Origin of the sequence: Pontiella sp. (assembly GCF_041622395.1) — a bacterium.
GTDB lineage: Bacteria > Verrucomicrobiota > Kiritimatiellia > Kiritimatiellales > Pontiellaceae > Pontiella.
Genome location: NZ_JBFJYW010000190.1, coordinates 1 through 7,835, shown reverse-complemented (window position 1 = coordinate 7,835; position 7,835 = coordinate 1). Strand labels below are relative to the sequence as shown.

5 protein-coding genes are annotated in these 7,835 nt (G+C 61.3%); 3 read left to right on the top strand and 2 right to left on the bottom strand.

Going from position 1 to position 7,835, the window contains the following annotated elements:
- On the top strand, positions 1–1,874 hold a 1,874-nt coding region (locus ABYO54_RS11355), incomplete at its 5' end, for an SUMF1/EgtB/PvdO family nonheme iron enzyme (protein WP_372808367.1).
- A gap of 11 nt (positions 1,875–1,885) precedes the next feature.
- Here the strand turns inward: ABYO54_RS11355 and ABYO54_RS11350 are convergent.
- On the bottom strand, positions 1,886–4,183 hold the full coding sequence (locus tag ABYO54_RS11350; RefSeq protein ID WP_372808366.1) for a Tex family protein: 2,298 nt from the start codon (positions 4,181–4,183) through the stop codon (positions 1,886–1,888).
- Between the two features lie 156 nt (positions 4,184–4,339).
- Between ABYO54_RS11350 and ABYO54_RS11345 the strand changes: the two genes are divergently transcribed.
- Together ABYO54_RS11345 and ABYO54_RS11340 are read left to right on the top strand one after the other, a co-directional pair.
- Complete coding sequence (locus tag ABYO54_RS11345; protein WP_372808365.1) at positions 4,340–5,551, top strand: uracil-xanthine permease family protein; 1,212 nt, start codon at positions 4,340–4,342, stop codon at positions 5,549–5,551.
- A gap of 616 nt (positions 5,552–6,167) precedes the next feature.
- On the top strand, positions 6,168–7,124 hold the full coding sequence (locus ABYO54_RS11340; protein ID WP_372808364.1) for a tyrosine recombinase: 957 nt from the start codon (positions 6,168–6,170) through the stop codon (positions 7,122–7,124).
- A gap of 112 nt (positions 7,125–7,236) precedes the next feature.
- On the opposite strand, the gene ABYO54_RS11335 is transcribed toward ABYO54_RS11340, so the two are convergent.
- Positions 7,237–7,835 (bottom strand): helix-hairpin-helix domain-containing protein (locus tag ABYO54_RS11335; RefSeq protein WP_372808363.1); only part of this gene is annotated, 599 nt, incomplete at its 5' end.

Below are 7,835 nucleotides of genomic sequence, written 5' to 3'. Positions count from 1 at the left end.
TCAAGTTCATCGTACTGGCCGACGACGGAGAGAGCACGACGCCGATTCCGGTGGCGGGCATGGTGGTGGTGCCGGCGGGGACCGCAGACGGCACCGATCCGGATTTCGGGGCCTACAGTCTGACCATGGAATCCAGCCTGTATGTGGACGAAACCGAAACCACCAAGAGGGTCTGGGATCTCGTCTACGACTGGGCCGTGACCAACGGATATGCTTTCGACAATCCCGGGGCCGGGATTACGAACAGCCATCCGGTAACGACGGTAAACTGGTACGACTGCGTCAAGTGGTGCAACGCCCGCAGCGAGCTGGAAGGGCTGGAGCCGTGCTACACCGTGGGCGGGGACCCCTTTAAAAGCGGCCGCCAAATTCCCGATCTGGACATCAACGCAACCGGCTACCGCCTGCCGACGGGCGAAGAGTGGGAATATGCCGCGCGAGCCGGCGCTTCCACCCGCTTTTTCTGGGGGAACCAAATTACGTACGACGAAGCCAACTATTTCAGCGTCGCCACGTGCGCCTACGACACGAGCACCACGCGCGGATTCCATCCCGACCATGGTCCGGATTGGCCCTATACCTTCGCGCCCGGAACGTTTGCCCCCAACGGGTATGGCCTTTACGAGGTTGCCGGCAACGTGGCCGAATGGTGCTGGGATGAAGAGGTCGCCGATGGCGGCCGCCAGCAGCGCGGCGGAAGCTGGATCGATGGCGCCGAGTTCATTCGTTGCGGGAGCGGGTTTTCCCAGTTCCCGTCGCAAGCCGACATCTACAGCGGTTTCCGGTCGGTTCGCGATGCCGGGGTTTCCGTTTCCGGCACGGCCGTCACGTTGGTGGATGCGCGCGACTACACCTTGGCGATTGTTTCGCTCGTCGGGGCGCCGGACCCATCCGCCGGCTTCCATATTTATGCGTGGGGATCGTCGGCGACCTGTTCGGTTGATCCGCTCGTGGTGGTTTCCAACACGACCTACGTTTTGAAGGGGTGGACGGGAAGCGGGTCCATTCCGGCGATGGGCACTGCCGCAACCACCGGCTTGGTTCCGTTGACCGAGCCCGATTCCACCATCGTCTGGAGCTGGGTGGCCGACAACGATCGGGACGACCTGCCGAACGATTGGGAGCTGGAATACTACGGTTCCGAAACCGGCGCGGTGGCCACGGCCGATACCGACGGCGACGGCTATACCGCCGAACAGGAATTCGTGCTCGGCACCGATCCGACCGACCGGTTTTCGCAACTCAACCTCACCATCGAGCCTACGGTCGACGCAACGGTCGTGGTTTCCTGTTCGACGCAACCGAAGCGCACCTACCGCTTCGAGTATGCCGATTCCCTGCTTGCTCCGAGCTGGACGCTGCTCAAGGTGCAGGACGGAACGGGGCTGGTCGAGGGGTATGAGGACACTTCCGGCACCCCGGGACGCTACTATCGGGTTCTGGTGCAGTCCGCCATCGGCACCACGTCCTTTGTGTGGAAGTCGAGACCCGACACGGACGGCGACGAAATGCCGAACGATTGGGAAATGGCATTCTTCGGGTCGGAAACCGGGGTTGTGGCCTCGGCCGATTTCGACGACGATGGCTATACGAATCTCGATGAATTCCGTCTGGGTTCCAACCCAACCAACAGCGCCTCGCATCTGAACTTTTCCGTGGCGGCCGCCGGCGGCGGGGGGGCGCTGATCTCCTGTTCAACCGCGCCCGGCCGAATCTACATCATTGAATATACCGACTCGCTAAGTCCCGTCGCGTGGCGACTGCTCGGCGGCTTTGCCGGCACGGGCGCCACCGGGCAGCACGAGGATGCTGATTTCGCGCTCGGCCGATACTATCGGATGCGCGTCATCATTCCGCCCGGTGTCGAGCCCTAATCCCGCCCGCGCTATAGATCCGCAAAGGGATTGTTGGAGAATCCCTTTGGCTTGGCGGGGCGGTTGTCCCGACGCGGGGGTTGCGGGCGGTTGTTGTTCGGGCTACGCGGGCCTTGGGGGGGATTGGCCTGCGGCTTTTGCCCCGATTGCTTTTTCTTCGCGGAAAGCGAGATGCGCTTGCGCTTGAGATCGACTTCCAAAACGTGGACATCGATTCGGTCGCCCGCCTGCACGACGTCGGCGGGGTCTTTCACAAACCGGTCGGAGAGTTGCGAAATATGGACCAATCCGTCTTGGTGCACGCCGATGTCGACGAACGCCCCGAAGGCGGTGACGTTGGTGACGATGCCCTTGAGTTCCATGCCTTCCTTGAGGTCGTTCATGGTCATGACGTCTTCGCGGAAGCCGACTTCCTCGAACTGTTCGCGCGGATCGCGGCCGGGCTTGTTCAATTCGTCGATGATGTCCTTGAGCGTCAGCTCGCCGACGTCGTCGGAGACATAGTTCGAAATCTTGATCTGCTTGACGATCTCGACGTTGCCGACGAGTTTTTCGAGCGGCTCGCCCAAGTCGGCGGCGATCTGCTCGACGAGCTTGTAGCGTTCGGGGTGGACGGCCGAGGCGTCGAGCGGGTTGGTGCCGCCGCGGACGCGCAGGAAGCCGGCGGCCTGTTCGAAGGCGCGCGGGCCCAGGCCTGCAACCGCGAGCAACTCCTTGCGGCTTTTGAAGGCGCCGTGTTCGTTGCGGTAGTCGACGATCTTCTTGGCGAGGCTGTCGCCGATGCCCGCGACGCGCGAGAGCAGGGGCGCGCTGGCGGTATTGAGTTCCACGCCGACGTGGTTCACGCAGCTGACCACCACTTCGTCGAGCTTGTCCTTGAGCAGTTGCTGGTAGACGTCGTGCTGGTATTGGCCGACGCCGATGGACTTGGGGTCGACCTTCACCAGTTCGGCCAGCGGATCCTGCAGGCGACGAGCAATGGAGATGGCGCCGCGGATGGTCAGGTCGAGGTCCGGGAATTCTTCGCGCGCGATCGGCGAGGCGCTATAGACCGATGCGCCCGCTTCGCTGACGGAGACGACGCCGATCTTTTTCTTCATCTCGGCGAGCAACGATTTCGTGAAGGCCTCGGTTTCGCGCCCGGCGGTTCCGTTGCCGACGGCGATGGCCTGTGGCTGGTGCTTCTCGATGAATTCGGAAAGTTTGATCTTGGCCTGCCTTTCCTTTTCCGCGCTCTGTTCGAGATAGATGGTGATGGTGTCGAGATATTTTCCGGTGGAGTCGAGCGCGACGCATTTGCAGCCCGTCCGCAGGCCGGGGTCGATGCCGATCACGTTTTTTTCGCCATAGGGCGCGGCCAGCAGCAGGCTGCGCAGGTTCTTGGCAAAAATTTCGACGGCGGAGCGGTCGGCCTTCATCTTCATTTCAACGGAGACGTCGATCTCGACGCTGGTGGTCAGCAGGCGTTTGTAGGCATCGAGGATCGCCTTTTCGAGTTCGCCGAAGAAGGGCGATGCCGGGTTGGCCGCAACGATCTGTTTCATGCGATCGATTTGCGGGTCGGCATCGATGATCAACTTGCGGCGCAACACGCCTTCGGTCTCGCCGCGGCGGATCGCAAGGTAGCGGTGCGAGGGGATGGCGTCGATCGGTTGCGAGAAATCGAAGTAATCCTTGTACTTGGAGTCTTCATCCTTTTCGGAGGCGATGGCCGGGGAGGAGGCGATGGTGCCCGTCTTGAAATAGGCGTCGCGGATCAGGGCGCGCACTTCGGCCTTTTCGGCGATCTGCTCGGCGATGATGTCGCGGGCGCCAGCCAAGGCCTCTTCGACCGTGGCCACTTCCTTTTCGGCGTTGATGAAGAGGGCGGCCTCGGCTTCGAGGTTGCCGGAAGCGGTCTGGGTCAGGATCAGCTCCGCCAGCGGTTCGAGGCCTTTTTCCTTGGCGATCATGGCGCGGGTGCGGCGCTTGGGCTTGTAGGGGAGGTAGAGGTCTTCGAGCGTGGTTTTGGATTGGCACTCCTCGATCTTCAACCGCAGGTCGTCGGTCAGCTTGCCCTGTTCGTCGATCGATTTGAGAATGGTTTGGCGGCGGGATTCGAGCGTGTTGTAGTAGGCCAGTTTTTCCTGGATGTCGGTGATCTGGACCTCGTCGAGGTTGCCGTGCGCCTCCTTGCGGTAGCGGGCAATGAACGGGACGGTGTTGCCTTCGGCGAACAGCTTGGCCACGGCGGCCACCTGCCGGGGCGATATGCCGAGGTCTTTCGAGGCGAGCGGTACGGGGTCGAACAAGGGGGTTTCGGTTGTCATGAATGGGGTTTCCTGCGTTGTTTTATTAAGCAGGGGAGGTTCTTAGAAGTGGCTGTTTGCGTCAAGCCCCACTCCGTGTTGATTTGCGGTCGAGATTGCTTTTTTTATGCGTCGGGTTCGGCATACTCTGCCCCCAAATTATCGAGAGGTGAAGAGATGGACGGTTTCGGAGTACACAAGAAATTGCTGCTGGGGATCCAGCATGTGTTTGCCATGTTCGGGGCGACGGTGCTGATGCCGACGCTGACGGGGATGGACCCCAGCGTGGCGCTGTTGGCAGCGGGCATTGGGACCTTTATTTTTCATGGCGTGACGGGCGGGATGGTTCCCGTTTTCCTGGGATCGAGTTTTGCCTTCATTGGTGCGATCAAGGCCGTGGCCGGAGAGGACGGCAGCGGATTGCCGCAGGCGCTTGGCGGCGTGATTTGCGCAGGCCTGGTCTATTTGGTCATGTCGCTGATCGTGAAGCTCGGCGGCGTGAAGATCATGAAACGCCTGTTTCCCGCCGTGGTGACGGGCCCGGTGATTATGGTGATCGGGCTTTCGCTGGCGCCGATCGGCGTGGGCATGGCGTCGTCCGACTGGCTGCTCTCGGGGGTGGCGATTCTTACGATCATCGCGGTATCCTGTTTCATGAAGGGGTTCTTCCGGTTGGTGCCGATTTTGATCGGGATCTTTGTTGGCTATGCGGTGGCGGCGGCACTGGGACGGGTGGACTATTCCGCGATCGGCAACCAGTCGGGCCTGTTCATCGGTGCCGGCAACTTTACCTTCCCGAAATTCGAGATCGGCGCCATTCTGGCCATCATGCCGATTGCGATTGTTTCGGTGATGGAACATATCGGCGACATCACCACCAACGGCGCGGTGGTGGGCAAGGATTTCTTCGAGAAGCCCGGCCTGCACCGCACTCTGCTGGGCGACGGCTTGGCCACGATGTTTTCCGGCCTGATCGGGGGACCGCCGAACACAACCTATTCCGAAAACACGGGCGTGCTGGCCGTAACCAAAAACTATAACCCGGCGGTCATCCGCATCGCCGCCGCCGTTGCGATTCTTCTGGGTATTTTCAGCCCGGTCGGCGCTTTCCTCCGTACGATCCCGGTGGCCGTGATGGGCGGGGTCAGCTTTATCCTGTTCGGGATGATCGCCTCGGTCGGTATCCGCACAATCTCCAACGCGCAGCTCAATTTCAACCGGAGCCGCAACCTGATCATCGTGGCGTTGATCCTCGTTTGCGGACTCGGGGGCGTGAAGTTTTCGATCGGCAACGTGACGCTCGAAGGCATTGGTCTCTCCGCGCTGGTCGGTATGGTCGCCAACCTCATTCTGCACCTCATCCTTCCGGACGACCCGGACAACGATTAGAATAAAATGATTCTATTGTTCCGGCGGTTAAATATAGTGAATTCCCTGCGGGAGATCGTTAGCCACAAAAGAGCGCAAAGATCACAAAAAGCACCCGACATCCTGTGGAATGAACCTTTGGTGTCCTTGCGTTCTCTCGTGGCAATAATCCGGATATTTGTCTGCCGAATCGATATAAACCGCGCCGAATGGTGTTGTCATAAATTAATTGGTCAACTCTTCTGCTGGGAAGCCGCCATAGTTCCGCGCTATTCAAATCCCATTATGTTGACGACGGATTTTTTTTGCCACAGAGTTCCGGGCGCGACTAAGCCGCAACCAAAATGAGAACCAAGGAACAGATCGGATATACGGAATATCGCCAACAGAAGAACGCAAAGGTCGCAAAGATGGAAATTGTTTGCTTTTCGCACGTTGCGATCTTGGTGTTTGAAAAAGTTTCCAGAAAAGCAAAAAGTCGCCGGATCGTAGTGCAGAGGCTCGGAGAAACAGGGCATTTACAGTCCTCGTTGGCTCTGTGCCCTCTAGCTTGGCGGGTGGTGAAATTGGTCCCGGTAGGACGAATCGATAGGAGAGGGGATATGATGGCTGGGCAACGGAGTGCAAAAAACGATTCATGAACGATCCGTGCGTAACGCATTTTGTGCAGTATCTCGAAGGCGAGAAGAATGCCTCCGAACACACGGTCAGCAACTATCTGATCGATATCCGGCAGTATTGCGAGGTGGTGTGGGGCGAGGAGGCCCGCCCGCCGTATAAGTGGGCCGATGCCGACCGCTTTGCCGCCCGCAAGTTCCTCGTCTTTTTCCAGAAGCTGGAAATGGCGCCGACCACGACGGGCCGCAAGCTTTCGGCGTTGCGCTCGTTCTATAAATTTCTGCTGCGCGAGGAATATGTGGAGCAGAATCCGTTCAGCGGGCTGAGCCTGCCGAAAAAGGGGAATTATCTGCCGCAGATCCTCTCGACCGCGGAGGTGGTCCGGTTGCTCGATGCCCCGGCGAACTTCGATCACCAGCAACTCCCGTCCAGCAATCCGAAGATCAAGCTGTGGCGCGAATACATGGTAGCGCGCGATGCCGCCATCTTGGAAATGCTCTATTCGACCGGCATGCGCATCAACGAGTTGGTAACGCTGCCGGAGGAGCGCATCGACCTGCTCTCCGGCGTGGCGCGCGTGCGCGGCAAGGGCAAAAAGGAGCGGCTCTGCCCGCTGGGGTCCCCCGCCGAGCGGGCGCTGAGGAAAAACCTGGAGCTGCGCGAAAACGTGTGGTTGCTCGAAGGCAAGCGCGATGTCCGTAGCCCGGTATTCCTCAACAAGGGCGGCGGGCCGATCTCCGCGCGCTCCATCGAGCGCATGATGAAGAAATACGTGCTCTTCTGCCATTTGAACGCCGAGCTGACGCCGCACAGCCTGCGCCACAGCTTCGCAACCCATTTGCTCGACGCCGGGGCCGACCTGCGCAGCGTCCAGGAACTCCTCGGCCACGCCTCGCTCTCCACCACCCAGATCTACACCCACGTCGACACCCGCCGCCTGCGCGACACCCACAAACGCTTTCATCCCCGTGGGTGAGTAGGAGAGCGAGCGGCGGGCACGGTTCGGGCACGCGCGCGGGCACGCGCGCGGGCACTCCGGACCACGGGCCACGGGCCACGGGCCACGGGCCACGGGCCCACCGAGGCTCCTACCCGTTTCTGTTTCTGTTTCTGTTTGCGGTTCTGTTTCCGGTTCTGTCTTGGCGCCTTGGCGTCACCTTGGCGTTCTTGGCGGTTTCTGCCTGGCGCCCTTGGCCTCCTTGGCGCCCTTCTCGTCCTTCTCGCAACGAGGCGTACACCCGCCGCGCCACCGCCTTCGGCAGCCCCGGCACCGCGTAGAGGTCGTCGAGGCTGGCCTCGCGCACGCCGGTGAGGGAGCCGAAGGTGCGCAGCAGGCGGCGGCGGCGCTCGGGTCCGATGCCGTCGATGCGGTCGAGTGCGCTGCGGTGGCTGCCGCGGACGGTGCGGTGGTAGCTGATCGCGAAGCGGTGGGCCTCGTCGCGGAGGTGGGCCACGAGCAGGGTCTCGGGCGCGCCCTCGGGCAGCGGGATCGGGTCCTTCGAACCGGGTACGAAGAGGCGCTCGGCGGTGCGGGTGCGGGCGTCGCCGACGCCGCGGAGGCGGCCCTTGGCGAGACCGGCGAGGGCGAGGTCGTCGGCCAGACCGAGGTCGTCGAGGGCGCGGCGGGCGACGCCCAGCTGGCCGCGGCCGCCGTCGACGATCAGCAGGTCGGGGAGGTCGTCGTCGT

What these genes read in the sequence shown, in the direction of transcription:
- ABYO54_RS11340 (WP_372808364.1), top strand. Translation starts at nt 6,168, where the DNA reads ATGAACGATCCGTGCGTAACGCATTTTGTGCAGTATCTCGAAGGCGAG.
- ABYO54_RS11350 (WP_372808366.1), bottom strand. Translation starts at nt 4,183, where the DNA reads ATGACAACCGAAACCCCCTTGTTCGACCCCGTACCGCTCGCCTCGAAA.
- ABYO54_RS11345 (WP_372808365.1), top strand. Translation starts at nt 4,340, where the DNA reads ATGGACGGTTTCGGAGTACACAAGAAATTGCTGCTGGGGATCCAGCAT.